Annotated in this window: 13 protein-coding genes; 2 read left to right on the top strand and 11 right to left on the bottom strand. The window is 47.9% G+C overall.

What is annotated here, in order from left to right; all coding sequences use genetic code 11:
- Position 1 precedes the first annotated feature (1 nt).
- The 11 genes from RW114_RS06010 to RW114_RS05960 all read right to left on the bottom strand — a co-directional run bounded on the left by RW114_RS06010 (position 2) and on the right by RW114_RS05960 (position 11274).
- Positions 2-880 (bottom strand): prephenate dehydrogenase, encoded by an 879-nt coding sequence (locus RW114_RS06010; RefSeq protein WP_340121826.1) that lies wholly within the window; start codon positions 878-880, stop codon positions 2-4.
- Positions 881-1015: 135 nt separating this feature from the next.
- Positions 1016-2128 carry a histidinol-phosphate transaminase gene (gene hisC, locus RW114_RS06005; RefSeq protein ID WP_340121825.1) on the bottom strand — a complete coding sequence of 371 codons (1113 nt, stop codon included), beginning with the start codon at positions 2126-2128 and terminating at the stop codon, positions 1016-1018.
- A 51-nt stretch (positions 2129-2179) separates the two neighbouring features.
- A complete protein-coding gene (pheA, locus tag RW114_RS06000; protein ID WP_340121824.1) occupies positions 2180-3265 on the bottom strand; it encodes a prephenate dehydratase in 1086 nt (361 codons plus the stop codon).
- A 42-nt stretch (positions 3266-3307) separates the two neighbouring features.
- Positions 3308-4387, bottom strand: a complete 1080-nt coding sequence (gene serC / locus RW114_RS05995) for a 3-phosphoserine/phosphohydroxythreonine transaminase (protein ID WP_340121823.1) — start codon at positions 4385-4387, stop codon at positions 3308-3310.
- Positions 4387-7026, bottom strand: coding sequence for a DNA gyrase subunit A (gene gyrA, locus RW114_RS05990; RefSeq protein WP_340121822.1), 2640 nt, complete (start codon positions 7024-7026; stop codon positions 4387-4389). The genes serC and gyrA overlap by 1 nt, the downstream gene beginning before the upstream one ends.
- A gap of 604 nt (positions 7027-7630) precedes the next feature.
- Positions 7631-8350, bottom strand: a complete 720-nt coding sequence (locus RW114_RS05985) for a dienelactone hydrolase family protein (protein ID WP_340121821.1) — start codon at positions 8348-8350, stop codon at positions 7631-7633.
- Between the two features lie 4 nt (positions 8351-8354).
- The gene (locus RW114_RS05980; RefSeq protein ID WP_340121820.1) at positions 8355-8849 is read right to left on the bottom strand and encodes a low molecular weight protein-tyrosine-phosphatase; all 495 of its coding nucleotides are present in this window, start codon (positions 8847-8849) and stop codon (positions 8355-8357) included.
- Between the two features lie 96 nt (positions 8850-8945).
- Positions 8946-9305 carry a hypothetical protein gene (locus RW114_RS05975; RefSeq protein ID WP_340121819.1) on the bottom strand — a complete coding sequence of 120 codons (360 nt, stop codon included), beginning with the start codon at positions 9303-9305 and terminating at the stop codon, positions 8946-8948.
- Between the two features lie 19 nt (positions 9306-9324).
- Positions 9325-9903, bottom strand: a complete 579-nt coding sequence (locus RW114_RS05970; protein ID WP_340121818.1) for an HdeD family acid-resistance protein — start codon at positions 9901-9903, stop codon at positions 9325-9327.
- Between the two features lie 162 nt (positions 9904-10065).
- Entirely contained in the window at positions 10066-10722 is a 657-nt protein-coding gene (locus RW114_RS05965; RefSeq protein ID WP_340121817.1) for a tetratricopeptide repeat protein, read from the bottom strand.
- 6 nt (positions 10723-10728) lie between these two features.
- On the bottom strand, positions 10729-11274 hold the full coding sequence (locus RW114_RS05960; protein ID WP_340121816.1) for a hypothetical protein: 546 nt from the start codon (positions 11272-11274) through the stop codon (positions 10729-10731).
- 264 nt (positions 11275-11538) lie between these two features.
- Here RW114_RS05960 and RW114_RS05955 point away from each other — a divergent pair, with 264 nt between their 5' ends.
- Both RW114_RS05955 and RW114_RS05950 read left to right on the top strand, forming a co-directional pair.
- Positions 11539-13203 carry a multicopper oxidase domain-containing protein gene (locus RW114_RS05955; RefSeq protein WP_340121815.1) on the top strand — a complete coding sequence of 555 codons (1665 nt, stop codon included), beginning with the start codon at positions 11539-11541 and terminating at the stop codon, positions 13201-13203.
- Positions 13200-13862, top strand: coding sequence for a cupredoxin domain-containing protein (locus RW114_RS05950; RefSeq protein ID WP_340121814.1), 663 nt, complete (start codon positions 13200-13202; stop codon positions 13860-13862). Before RW114_RS05955 ends, RW114_RS05950 begins: the two co-directional genes overlap by 4 nt.
- Positions 13863-13949 lie beyond the last annotated feature (87 nt).

Raw genomic sequence — 13949 nt, 5'->3', positions numbered from 1 at the left:
ATTAATTAGTATTGAACTGATCAAGAAAGCGTTGCCGAGCATTTCTGGCATACGTAAAGGTTGCAAAAAGTTGCTGGCTGTCATCATTTTCCAGCAAACATTGTATTTTATCTAATTCATCCTTTAACTGCTCAATTAAAGGAATGATTTCATCCTTGTTAGCCGTACAAATATCCTGCCACATCGTAGGATCGCTGGATGCAATCCGGGTAAAATCTTTGAACCCGCTGGCCGCATATTGAAAAATTTCGCTCTGCTCGTCCTTATGACCGAGCATATCGACCAAGGCAAAGGCCAGAATATGCGGCAAATGACTGGTTGCGGCCAATACGCTGTCATGATGTTGCACCTCCATCACCGACACCAACGACCCCAGCCCTTCCCAAAAACCTTGAATTTTTTGCACAGCTTCAGGCTGAGTATTTCCGACCGGTGTGATAATCAGGCGTTTATTGACAAACAAGTCGCCCACTGAAGCTATAACTCCGCTTTGCTCTGCTCCGGCAATCGGATGAGCAGGAACCAGATTATCAGGAACCCTGCCGAAAACCCGCTCTGCTGCGGCGATAACGCTGCCTTTGGTACTACCCACATCAGTATAAATCGCATCATCCGACCACAAGGGTTTAAGCTGAGAAAAAATGCTTTCGATGCTTGCAACCGGCGTGGCAATCACCACACAATCGGTACCTTGAACGGCTTCCGCCAACTCCAGAGTATAGTCATCAATAACACCCAAGCGCTTTGCCGCTTGCAGATTTTTCTCGTCCTGCTTACGGCCGTAGCCGACTATGTTATTGCATAAACCCTGCTGTCGTGCAGAACGGGCAATAGAGCCGCCGATTAAACCGACGCCGATAATGCAAAGCCGATTAAACATTAGCAGCTACTGTAAGGGCGGATTCATTCGCCCCAGGGCGACTGACAAATCTGCCGGGAGCAGATTTGCACTGGCTCGTAGGGTGCCGGGCAGGACAGCCCGGCATGAAGTCGCCCCTACAAATTCTTCGTGTATTCATAACACAGATATAACTTCAGTTAATGCTTGTAGAAACAGCTGATTTTCGGTCTGCGTACCTATGGTGATGCGCAGGTGGTTAGGCAATTCATACACACCAACCGGCCTGACGATAACCCCTTTGCGCAACAAAGCCTCATAAATCGGCATCGCAGGCTGTTTCAGGTCGACCAGCACAAAATTACCTGCCGATGGAATCCATTCCAAACCCAGAGCTTTGAAGCCTTCTGTTACAAACCGCATGCCTTGAGCATTAACGACAAGGGTATTTTGCAGATATTCAATATCCGTCAACGCGGCTTCGGCAGCGGCCAAGGCCAGCATATTATTATTAAAAGGCTGGCGCACCCGATTCAGGATGTCCGCTAGTTGCGGACTGGATAAGCCATAGCCGATACGCAATCCAGCCAACCCGTAAGCCTTAGAAAAAGTGCGAGTAATCAATAAGTTAGGGTATTTTTTCAGCCAGGATATTGAATTGCCGGCGCTTTGGTCACCAACAAATTCACAATAGGCCTCATCAAGCACACAGATACAAGTGTCCGGCAACGCCTTAATAAATAACTCCAAATAGGCATGATTCAACAATGTGCCGGTTGGATTATTGGGATTCGCTATAAAAACCAGCCGCGTTTTATCGGTAACCCGTTCCAGCATCGCATCCAGATCGTGACCGTAATTTAAGGCGGGTGCTACAACCGCCGTAGCGCCAACTGCCTGAGTCACCAACGGATACACCGCAAAAGCATGCTGCGAAAAAACCACATCAAGTCCGGGTGTTAAAAACGCCCTGGCTACCAGTTCCAGAATCTCATTGGAACCATTGCCCAGCGTAATCTGGCTCATATCGACAGCATATTTTTCAGCCAGCGCGAGCTTTAAATCAAAACCGTTGCCATCCGGGTACAGGGCCAAATCCTTCAAAGTTGCCTGTATGGCAGCCAAGGCTTTTTTTCCTGGCCCTAAAGGATTTTCATTGGACGCAAGTTTTATAATGTGAGTCAGACCCAGCTCACGCTCAAGCTCTGCTATCGGCTTTCCGGGCGTATAAGGAATAAGCTTTTGCACGCCGGACACGGCAAGATTATAAATTTTATCAGTGTTGTTCATGGGGTCTGTTTGAGATCGTTTAATACTCACCCAAAGGATGAGAAAGAAATTTTAGAGTACGGCTTTAGGATAAGAACCCAATAGCTTGAGCATATTAACGTTGTCTTTCAATATAGCCAGCGCCTGACTGACATCATCATCTTCACAGTGGCCTTCGATATCGATGAAAAACACATAATCCCATAATCCCTGACGTGACGGCCTGGATTCGATATGCACCATGCCGATATTCAATCTTGCGAAAGGCTCAAGTATTCTGTGCAACGCACCGGGCTGATTGCCTGTAGAAACGACCAGAGTGGTTTTATCGTTACCTGTTGGCGTCGATATTTGCTGTCCGATAATGATAAAACGGGTGGTATTATTGGATTCGTCTTCGATATTCTTTTCGATGACGTTTAATCGATAAATCTCAGCCGCAACAATGCCCGCTATCGCAACCGCCTGTTTATGGGTTGATGCTAATCTTGCCGCCTCGGTATTGCTATTGACCGCAGTTCGCTTGGCATTCGGCAAATGGTTATCCAGCCACTGCCGACACTGCGCCAGCGATTGCTGATGTGAAAACACCTCGGTGACTTCATCCAGACTATCTACCAGCCCCATCAGGTTTTGATGCACCCTGATTTCAACTTCGCCGCAAATTTTCAGCGGCGAATTTAAAAACCGATCCAGCGTATGGCTGATGACGCCCTCGGTGGAATTTTCGACCGGCACCACGCCAAACTGGCAGTTGCCGTTTTCCACCGCATTAAAAATATCGTTAATCGTTGTAGCCGGTACGGTTTTAACCGCTGAACCGAAATGCTTAATGGCGGCTTGCTGGGTAAATGTGCCCTCAGGACCTAAATAAGCCACATCCAGCGGTTTTTCCAGCGCCAAACAGGCCGACATCAATTCCCTGAAAAAATGAGCCGCCGTATCATCGGTTAACGGCCCCTGATTTAAGTCTTTGATGCGCCGCAATACCAATGACTCTCGATCCGGACGGTAAAACGACCCTTGTTCACCTTGTGCAGTCTTGGTCTTGGCAACTTCCATTGCATAGGATGCGCGTTGATTAATCAATTGCAGAATCTGCTTATCGATGGCATCAATTTTATCTCTTAACTCAGAAAGCGGAGTAGCGGATGGCATGGAAGTGTCCTTAGTAGCCTGATTCAATTTTTAAATTGTCGATTAATGGCTGCGTTCAAATTCAGCCATAAAATCGATCAAAGCCAGCACGCCGGCTTCCGGCATCGCATTATAAATACTGGCCCGCATACCGCCCACTGAACGATGACCTTTCAACTCAAACAAACCATTGGCTTCTGCTGCCGCCAAAAACGGTTTATCCAGGCTTTCGTCGGCCAAAATAAAGGGGACATTCATCCGTGAACGAGACGCTATCTCTACCGGATTGGAATACAAAGTCGACCGGTCGATGGCCTGATACAATTTCGCTGCCTTAGCGATATTGCGCTGTTCTATGCCTTCAACACCACCTTGCTCTTTTAACCACTTAAGTATCAACCCGACCAGATACCAGCTATAGGTTGCCGGTGTATTCAGCATCGATTGATTTTTTGCCTGTTCGGCATAGTTAAAAACCGAAGGTACCGTTTTAGGCGCATGACCGACCAAATCGTCCCTGACGATGACTACGGTAACGCCCGCTGGCCCCATGTTTTTCTGGGTTCCGGCGTAAATCAGGCCGTACTGACTGACATCGATCTTGCGCGATAAAATATTAGACGACATATCCGACACCAGCGGCAAGCCCTTGCTATCCGGGCAAGATTGAAACTCCACGCCGTGTATGGTTTCATTCGAGGTATAGTGCAGATAAGCCGCCTGATTGTCGATTGCCCAGCTGGCAGCATCGGGAATCGTGGTAAATTTTGACGCTTCCGAACTGGCGCTAACCACCACATCGCAATAAGCCTTGGCGTCCTTGATCGCCTTTTCCGACCAGGCGCCGGTATTCAGGTAACAGGCCTTGGTCTTGCCGTTCAGGATATTCTGCGGTATCAACGAAAACTGCGCCGTTGCTCCGCCTTGCAGGAACAAAACCTTATAGTTTTCAGGAACGGCCAGCAGCGCTCTCAAATCGCTTTCCAACTCTTCGGCAATACTGGAAAAATGCTTGCCGCGATGACTCATTTCCATAACCGACATGCCACTATCGCGCCATTCCAGCATTTCTTGTTGCGCTTGCTGCAATACCGATTCAGGAAATGCAGACGGACCTGCGCTAAAATTATAAACTCTGGACATTACGATTCCTCACCTGATTCACTGTCGTCATTGGTTGTTTCATCCGATGCATCCGGCTCTGATTCGGCATCGGCTAAAAAAGTACCTTCATCATCATCGGCATCATCTACCCCGGCTAAACCTTCGATACGATCCACGCCGATGACTTTTTCCTTTTTACCCAATCGAATAATCGTTACACCCTGGGTATTTCTGCCGACCACCGAGATGCCGTCAACCCGGGTACGCACCAGGGTGCCGCCATCGGTAATCAGCATAATTTCGTCATTATCATTAACCAGCACCGCGCCAACCACAGCGCCGTTACGCGCCGACGTTTGTATCGCAATCAGACCCTGGCCGCCGCGTTTATGGCAGGTAAACTCTTCCAGCTTGGTGCGCTTGCCATAACCGTTCTCGGTGATGTTCAGCACCGTACCTTCGGTCGAGATAATCAGCGAAATGACTTTTTGCCCTTCCTGCAAACGAATTCCTCGCACCCCGGACGCCGTTCTGCCCATGGAGCGCACATCCGCTTCATTAAAACAGACCGCCTTACCGGTGCTGCTGAACAACAGCACGTTTTGCTGACCATCGGTCACTGCAACGCCCACCAGCGTATCGTCTTCTCTTAAATCGATGGCGATTTTACCGTTAGTGCGCTGACGCTCAAATTCCTTTAACGGCGTCTTTTTGACGGTACCCGCCGAGGTCGCCATAAAAATGAATTTAGTGTCGGTAAACTCGCGTATCGGCAATATCGCATTGATTTTTTCGCCCTGCTCCAATGGCAGCAAATTGACGAAAGGTTTGCCTCTGGCGGCGCGACTGGCAACCGGCAATTGATAGACTTTCAGCCAGTAAACTTTTCCCCGTGATGAAAAACACAGAATAGTATCGTGGGTATTGGCCACAATCAGCTTATCGACATAATCCAGCTCCTTGGTGGCTGTGGCCGACTTGCCGCGACCGCCGCGCCGTTGTGCCGTGTAATCGCTCAACGGTTGTGATTTGACATAGCCTTCGTGCGACATGGTCACCACCATATCTTCTTCGGTAATCAGATCCGCCTCGGACAGATCCAAATGATTTTGCAAGATTTCGGTGCGGCGCGGATCAGAATACTGATCTTTGATAACAACCAACTCTTCTCTGATGATTTCCATCAGGCGAGTATCGCTACCCAGAATAAACAGATACTCATCAATTTGTTCCAGCAGCTGTTTGTATTCATTGACTATCTTGTCCTGCTCCAGACCGGTCAAGCGATGCAGACGCAAATCGAGAATAGCCTGAGCCTGGGTTTCAGACAGCCGGTAAATCCCGGCATGAATACCAAATTCTGCAGCCAAGTCTTCCGGCCGCGAACGATCCGCATCGGCGCGCTCCAGCAGCGTTGAAACCAGCCCTGCATCCCAGTTTTTTTCCAACAAACCGACTTTAGCCTCGGCCGGATTGGCAGCCGCTTTAATCAGCGCAATCATTTCATCGATATTGGCTAAAGCAACCGCAAGCCCTTCTAAAATATGCGCTCTTTCCCTGGCCCTGCGCAGATTATAAATCGTTCTGCGGGTAACAATTTCCCGTCTGTGGTTGATAAAGGCGCTGATAATCTCCAGAAGATTCATGCAATGCGGACGACCATCCAGCAGGGCAACCATATTGATGCCGAACACGGTCTGGAATTGCGTCTGCTTGTACAGATTATTCAGCACCACTTCGGGCATTTCGCCGCGACGCAGCTCAATCACCATGCGCATGCCGTCTTTGTCCGATTCATCGCGTAAACCGGAAATGCCTTCAAGCTTGCCTTCCTTAACCAGCTCGGCAATTTTCTCCAGCAATCTCGCCTTGTTGACCTGATAAGGCAATTCCGTGGTGATGATCGCTTGCCGACTGCTGTCGCCGATGTCTTCAAAATGGCAGCGCGCGCGCAAATAAATCTTGCCGCGACCGGTGGTATAAGCGCTGTAAATACCTGCCGCGCCATTAATAAAAGCGGCTGTAGGAAAATCCGGCCCCGGGATATGAGCCATCAAATCATGCACGGTAAGATCCGGCTGATCGATCATCGCCAGACAGGCGCTGACGACTTCAGACAAGTTATGCGGCGGAATATTAGTCGCCATACCGACTGCGATACCCGATGAACCGTTAATCAATAACGTCGGCACCCGGGTCGGCAAGACCTTAGGTTCTGATTCCGATTCGTCATAGTTCGGCGCAAAATCGACGGTTTCCTTGTCAAGATCGGCCAGTAATTCATGAGCGATTTTCGACATGCGCACTTCGGTATAACGCATCGCCGCAGGAGAATCGCCGTCAACCGAACCGAAATTGCCCTGTCCGTCGATCAGCATATAACGCATCGAAAAATTCTGCGCCATCCGTACCATGGTGTCATAAACCGCGGTATCGCCATGAGGGTGATATTTACCGATCACGTCACCGACGACACGCGCCGATTTTTTATAGGGTTTGTTCCAGTCATTGCCAAGCTCGCTCATTGCATATAACACGCGGCGATGCACCGGCTTAAGGCCGTCTCTGACATCTGGAAGGGCTCGACCGACGATAACGCTCATGGCGTAATCGAGATAGGACTGTTTCATCTCGTCTTCGAGATTGACAGGTATTATTTCTTTAGCGAAGTTTGACATTGATCCCTATACATACAGTGTGCCGTTAATACAGACCGGCATGGTTTCGTGACTAAGTACGAACACACTTATCCTGGTTTTTCTTGTTTTAAGTGTGACTACATGGCATGAAATAAGCCAGAGATTATAACAAATTGTCTCAATAGTGTCGAAGCTGATAATGCTTTATATCTTTCGCTGCAAACAACCCCGTTTTGCTTCAGACAGAGGGTAATTAAAACTACGGGGAACAGGTAAAACATTAAACGGCTACCAACTTAAACCGGGACAGCTGAGAGGCTGTGAAAAATTCGTTTTTAGCATGGGTCTAAGAAATAACCACGAAGAACACGGACGACTGCAAGGACAGATATTTGCTCCTGCAATATCTGCATTCACCACATCCCTGTGGATTATGCAGGAGGTAGAGCAACGCAGGAGCAGTTGCCGAGGGCACAGAATTTTTAATGCATTGAATTAATGGTGTTATTTTCTCCGTGTCCTTCGTATTCTCTGTGGTAAATAATTTTTTCAGCTCGATTTGGATAATACCTTCACAGTCTCTGAGCGAAGGTTAAGCGTCGATTTAATCCCAAGCTGCGCACGGCGCACCCTACTCGCTTTATCAGCCGAATATTTCCGTCAAAAAGTTTTGCATCGCTATCCACGAGCGCCGATCCGAGTCAGGCTGATAGACAGCACCAAATACAGGGTCATTGGCAAGCGGATTAGTGAATCCATGCATAGTATTGCCATAGGTATGCAACTGCCAGTCTGCGCCGACTTCGGTCATTTCCTGCTCGAAGGCCAGCACTTGCTCAGCCGGAACCAACGGGTCATCCCGTCCATGCAACGCCAAAATCTTTGCCTTAGTCGCGTTACCCTGCGCATTTTCAGGCGCAGCCAACAAGCCATGAAAACTCACTACGCCTTTAATATCAGCGCCGGTTCTGGCCAAATCAAGCGAACACAAGCCGCCAAAACAAAAACCGATCGCGGCGATTTTGCTGTCGTCAACCCACGGCATCAATCTCACCGCCGCCAAAGCCGCTTTCATGCGCTGTTGCAACATGGCACGATCAGCCATAAAAGGCTGCATCAACTTCATATTTTCTTCGGGACTAGTGCCTAAAACGCCCTTACCGTACATATCAACCGCAAAACCGACATAACCTAAGGCGGCCAATTTTTTGGCTTTCTCGGCAACAAAATCATCCCGACCCGCCCAGGCATGACTAATTAAAACCGCCGGCCTACGGCTTGAAATCTGATCATCAAAGGCAAAAAAAGCCTCCAGTACTACATCACCATCAAGATAAGCGACGGTATTCGATACTATTGCCATGACATTATCCTCTTTGTTTAATGCTACCCGATTCCTGCAAGGCTTTTAAAAAACCGGCGGCGGCCTCTTCAATCATATCCAGCACCCGCTCAAAACCGTATTGGCCGCCATAATAAGGATCAGGCACCTGGCGCTCACCCAGCTGCGGCGCGTAATCAAGAAAATACTTAACTTTGGTCTTGTATTGCTCAGGACAGACATTGATCAGTATTGAATAATTTTCATCATCCATCGCCAGCACAAAATCGAAATCCTCAAAATCCCCGTTAATGACTTGTCTGCCACGCAAACCAGATAAATCAATACCCCGTTCAAGGGCGGCCGCTTGGGAGCGTAAATCAGGCTCTTTGCCGACATGATAAGCATGAGTACCGGCCGAATCGATAGCGAAATAATCTTCCAAATCATGATCCTTGACCAGTTTGGTAAACACACCTTCAGCCGTAGGCGACCGGCAAATATTGCCCAGACAAACGAAAAGAACCTTTATTTTTTCCATATTGAATAAGACCAATGAGTTAACCACAATGGCGCATATTGTAACGCCTGAACAAAAAATGGAGCTATGTAGGGGGCAATCCTTGGCGGCTGCTTGTTAGCCTTTATTGCCATTACCCAGAGTCATCAACGTTACCATCAATAAAACAATAACCAGCACCGGCCAAAAATAAGGTGCCATGATAAAAATCCCTATCAATGCAGCAAACATCACGCACAGAAACATAAACACGCCGACACCCAAAAACAGCAATACCATCAGCACGCCGGTTACAATCATGATCAACAAAAATGTCGGTACGGCGGCAAAGCGAACCAGCGGCTCTGCGACCGGTTCGCCGTTGATCATAATACTAAATTGGCCGACGTCGGGATAAAATAAATAGCTCAGAACAGCGATGATTGCGCCGACCACCAGTACCTTTATGATCAGATTTTTAGGGTGTTTTTGTGGCATAATCGTTTTTTTGCACAGCTTATTGCACTTTATGGTGCAGGCTTATTTTGACCAGCGACCAACCCAGAAAAACCATATTAACTCCCAAAAACAAGCCCAGCAGCCACTGCGCCGATTCAGACCAACTGATCCAGATGATCAGCGCAAAAACCAAAGCCGTAATGCCACTGAACAGAATAAGGCCCCAGTTAGCCAAGGGCCGCATCATCAATGCCACGGAAATTTTGGCAATGCCTTCCAGCGCAAAAAACATCGTCATCAACATCGTCAAAGTCAGTGCGCCGGCAACCGGTTTGGTGATAAATAAAAAACCGACGAGAACCTGCAAGATGCCCATAAATAACCACCAGACAAAGCCGGGCATATTTTGAAAAACAAAAGCACGGCTAACATGAACGATTCCGCCGAACAGCAAAATCCAGCCTAAAAATACGACTATCGCCACCGTAAAAAACTGCGGCACCACTATCGCTAAAAGCCCAAGAATAATAAAGAAAATCCCTTCCGCCAGAAACAGTCGCCAATGTGTTTGCAAATAAACCAGCATTTGCTGCTGCATATGCTGTATTTCGGTATTAATGTCGTCTACCTTGCTCATGGCTTTTCTCCTGATTTATTTGAAAAACTCTAGTTTTGTTGACAGTCTTAATTCTGAATAGCCAAAGTCTATATGATGAAACCCTGAAGGACGAAGGCAAAAAACGAATTCAACCTAGATCGCTCCTTAACCTAACCCTGGCCTAAAGTCACAAGATACCCATTAAAAACTGCCTGCTTTTGCCCGAGCTGCCTTTGCTCCGGAAAAATCCTGTTGTATTTCTCGGGCATGAGCTATCAACAACCAGCAGTGTTTTTTCAAGGTATTATCGGTAGCAGCCAATAACGCGGATTTTTTTGCCAGATCTTCTGCCAAACGAGGCTTTGATTGTTTCAATCTTAATAACGCCAATTTATAAAACAAAGTCGCATTTCTTGGCTCGATTCTGATAGCTCTTTCTATGGAGGTTGCCGCCGAATCAAGATCACCGGCATTGGTGTTTTGATTGGCTGCTGAAACTAAAGCCGTTACTACGGGCGACAACGGAACTGTGGCCTCTATGGGTTGAAACGGCGTTAATTCCGAAGGAGACGGTGGCGTCGGCGCTGAGGGTTCCAGTGCTTCTAAAGTAACGGGACTTGAAGATGCTGGTTCTGAAGGGGAAAAGGGTTCGGGGTTTACTTCCGAAAAGTCTTTAAGCGGCTGCGTTTTAACAATTTCTTTATCCGACTTGGGTTTTTTGGGTGTACCGACTGAAGGCTTTTGAATCTTCGGTTGACCGCCATACACGGGAGCAGGTGGCTGCGAACCATACAATCCAGCGCAACCGGCAAGAACAGATGGCAATGTACAAATGATAACTATGCGTTTAAGTAACATTATTTATTAAAAAAGCTCTATATTATCGAACTGATATTCTTCTTGATGGGTGTTTTTTATCGAAAGCGCTTCATCTATAGTCTTGCCTTCTACAATGGCGTCGAACATCAGTTTTTCTGATTCCATCGTGTACCGTGAACGAATTTCGTGCTGAAATTGTTTCCATTCGGTCGGATTATAAAGACGCTTGGGATTTTCCACCAGTTCGGATAATCCCTTTAGATTTGAAGTGACATGCTGCAAACATTGCTGCATCCGATCATAAAACTGGAAAGCGACTATAGAGGCCTGAATTTTGTCGGTTGTTTCCGAGCAGCACACCAATGCCTCATCCCTTATGTCACAAGAATTAAGCGCAAGCAGATGTTTATTAATGGCTTGCATATGTTCAACGACAGAGGTAAACGATTCGGTCAGCGTATTGACCGATAAATCAGCTTCAATCATCATATCTTCTACTTGAATAGCCGATAAGATGAGCATTTTTGAGGTTTCCCTTACCTGGGTCCAATCAAGATCAGGATTGTACGAGTTCGAGTTCGAATTAGACATGCATGAATACCAAGTAAAGATTTGTACAAACAAAGGCTGGAAAGGTGGTCTGTTCTTTTAACAACAGACCACCCAGTGAACATAAAATCTGATGAAATTATACCAAGTATAATACGCTACGGTGTTATTTAAAATAACGCCGGACTTCCAGAGCATCTAACTTCGGTATATTATCGCCATTTCCCGCATTTAAAAATGCGCCTAGGTTTTAACTTGGCAGACCTTTACAATAACTCTACTTTGTAGAACATTTTCTGTCGTTATATGCCCAAAAGATCCCTCCTCCTTTTAGCAATACTGCTTATCCCTTTATTAGTCGCTGTTGCCGTTTATTTTGTACCGGCCCGGTTACAAAAAGCCGGCATTACACCGCCTGCGACCGTTTTCAACCGCTCGGGAGAAACCGATGCGGTAGAAAAGCCTTGCTCTAATGAACACCCCGAATGGCGACAGGCGCAGGTCATCGATGGCGTAAAAATCGATGCAGCGCTGTCATGCGAGCCTGATAACCCCTACGACATTGCCGTTGCGGTCAAAGGCGCCAACAATGTATCGATGAATACCCTGATGCAATCGCATTTGTCCCAGGATGCCCTGACCACGACTGACGACCTGGACGGCGATGGCGATCCCGACATCATCCGCATCAAACTGGAAGTCGTGGAACTCAACGGCGCGAGTCCCGATGGCGAATTTCTGATCAATACTTACGACATTGCCCCCGGCATTCAGCCGGGGCTTTGGGTTTTCGCGCCCAAATCCAGCGGCATGGCCGTTAAAAATTTCAACTCGCTGGTCGCCAATCCGCTGCTGCGCGCGCCGTCCCCGGTGATTCGGGTTGAGCAAGGTGACAAGGTTTACATCACGCTGGAAAACACCCATTATTTACCGCACACCATCCATCTTCATGGTGTTGATCACCCTTGGGAAACCGCTGCCGGCAACGATAATGACGGCATGGAAGAACACCCGGTGTTCCCCGGCAAAAGCCATACTTATGAAATACAACCCAGACATGCCGGAACCATGCTCTATCATTGCCATGTGCAAACCGCCCAGCACACCATAATGGGCTTGAGCAGCATGTTTATCGTCGAAGAAAACCGGCCCAATAACTGGATACAGACCTTTAATATTGGTGCGGGACAAGTCCGCCACCCTGCCGTTGCGGTGAAAGAATCCTACAGTCAGGAATATGATTTGCATTATCAGTCCGTGGATAAAAAGCTGGCGCAAATCATCCAGAATGCGAATGACCCCAGGCTTATCGCACAGCGGATGAACCGCGAATATAACATGACCGAATCGTTTGAAAACTATTTTCTGCTGAACGGCCATTCCTTCCCGTACACACTGCGAGATGCAGTCATCGTCGCCAATGACAACGAAGACATAAAACTTCATATCGCCAACGCCCAGCGCTCTCCGGTCGCGCTGCATATTCACGGGCACAAAGCCACCATCACCGCTTTCGACGGCGTTGAGTTGTCGGCAGCGTCACAAATAACGCGTGACGTGTTCGACATTGCACCGGCGCAACGGCTTGATCTGCGTTTGCGTACCGAAAATAACGGCTTAAACAGCTACGGCCCCGGCCTGTGGATGTTTCATGACCACGTCCCCACCGGCACCACCACCGATGGCATGGAACCCGGCGGCAACATGGCAATCCTGGCCTACAAGCCGCTGATTGATGAACAAGGCATGCCGAAAATGCATGACGCCTTTCTTGACCAAGTGTTTAACAAGGATTACTACGCCAAAAAACAAGCGGTCTGGGGTGAAGGCGATTTTGCACCGCTACTCGGTGAAGCCGCATTGATTGCGCCCGATTACCTCCGCATCATCGTATTCGGCCTGGCGGCTGGCTTGGCCATAGGACTGTCTGTTTTTGTGGCGCTGGTTTACAAACGGAAACAAAAGCAATGAAAGGTTTAATCACACTGTTAATCATACTGGGCTTGTACAGCCACTCGGCAATAGCCGATGAAACCATGGCCTTGATGTATCACGGCAGCATGATCATGGACGAAAAAGGCATGATCATGAACGCCAACAGCGACAATCTGCCCAAAGACTGCCCGAAAGTGTCCGGCGACGTCAACATCACCATCCGCGCCGGACACAAACACGCGCTGAAATTTCCCGGCAAAATGTTTGCCTTCGACACTCAGGAATGGGATGTCGCGCCCTGCTCCCGCATCAACATCACCTTTATCAATGACGACCAGATTCGCCACCAATTGATGATTCACGGCTTGCCGGGTTATATCTATCCGCAAGGCATGTTTCATCTGGAGCTTTACGGCCAGGGCGAATTGAAGGCTTCGCTGATTGTGCCCAGCCAGAAAAAAACCTACCTAGTGCATTGCGAACTCGCGCAACATATGGAAAAAGGCATGAAAGCGCAATTGAAAGTCGATGGCGGCGATGGCGATTTGCCCAGCATTCCCGGCATCAGCTCGCCTATCAAAGCCGATATTTATCCGGTAGACTGGAATCAGACTGTTCTGGCAGTGTTGATTGTTTGTGTATTGATAGGCTGCGTAACCCCATTTTTTATTATAAAAAACAAATGGTTGAAATAATTACAACAGTAGTAGCACGTGATCTTCGTGGTGTTTTTCTGCTTAGATAATGATGTAAATATTAAGCTAACGAGACTGTGAAAGTAT

The sequence above is a fragment of the Methylobacter svalbardensis genome (genome assembly GCF_037671525.1).
Taxonomy (GTDB): Bacteria; Pseudomonadota; Gammaproteobacteria; order Methylococcales; family Methylomonadaceae; genus Methylobacter_A; species Methylobacter_A svalbardensis.
This window is presented reverse-complemented; position numbering and strand designations above follow the sequence as displayed.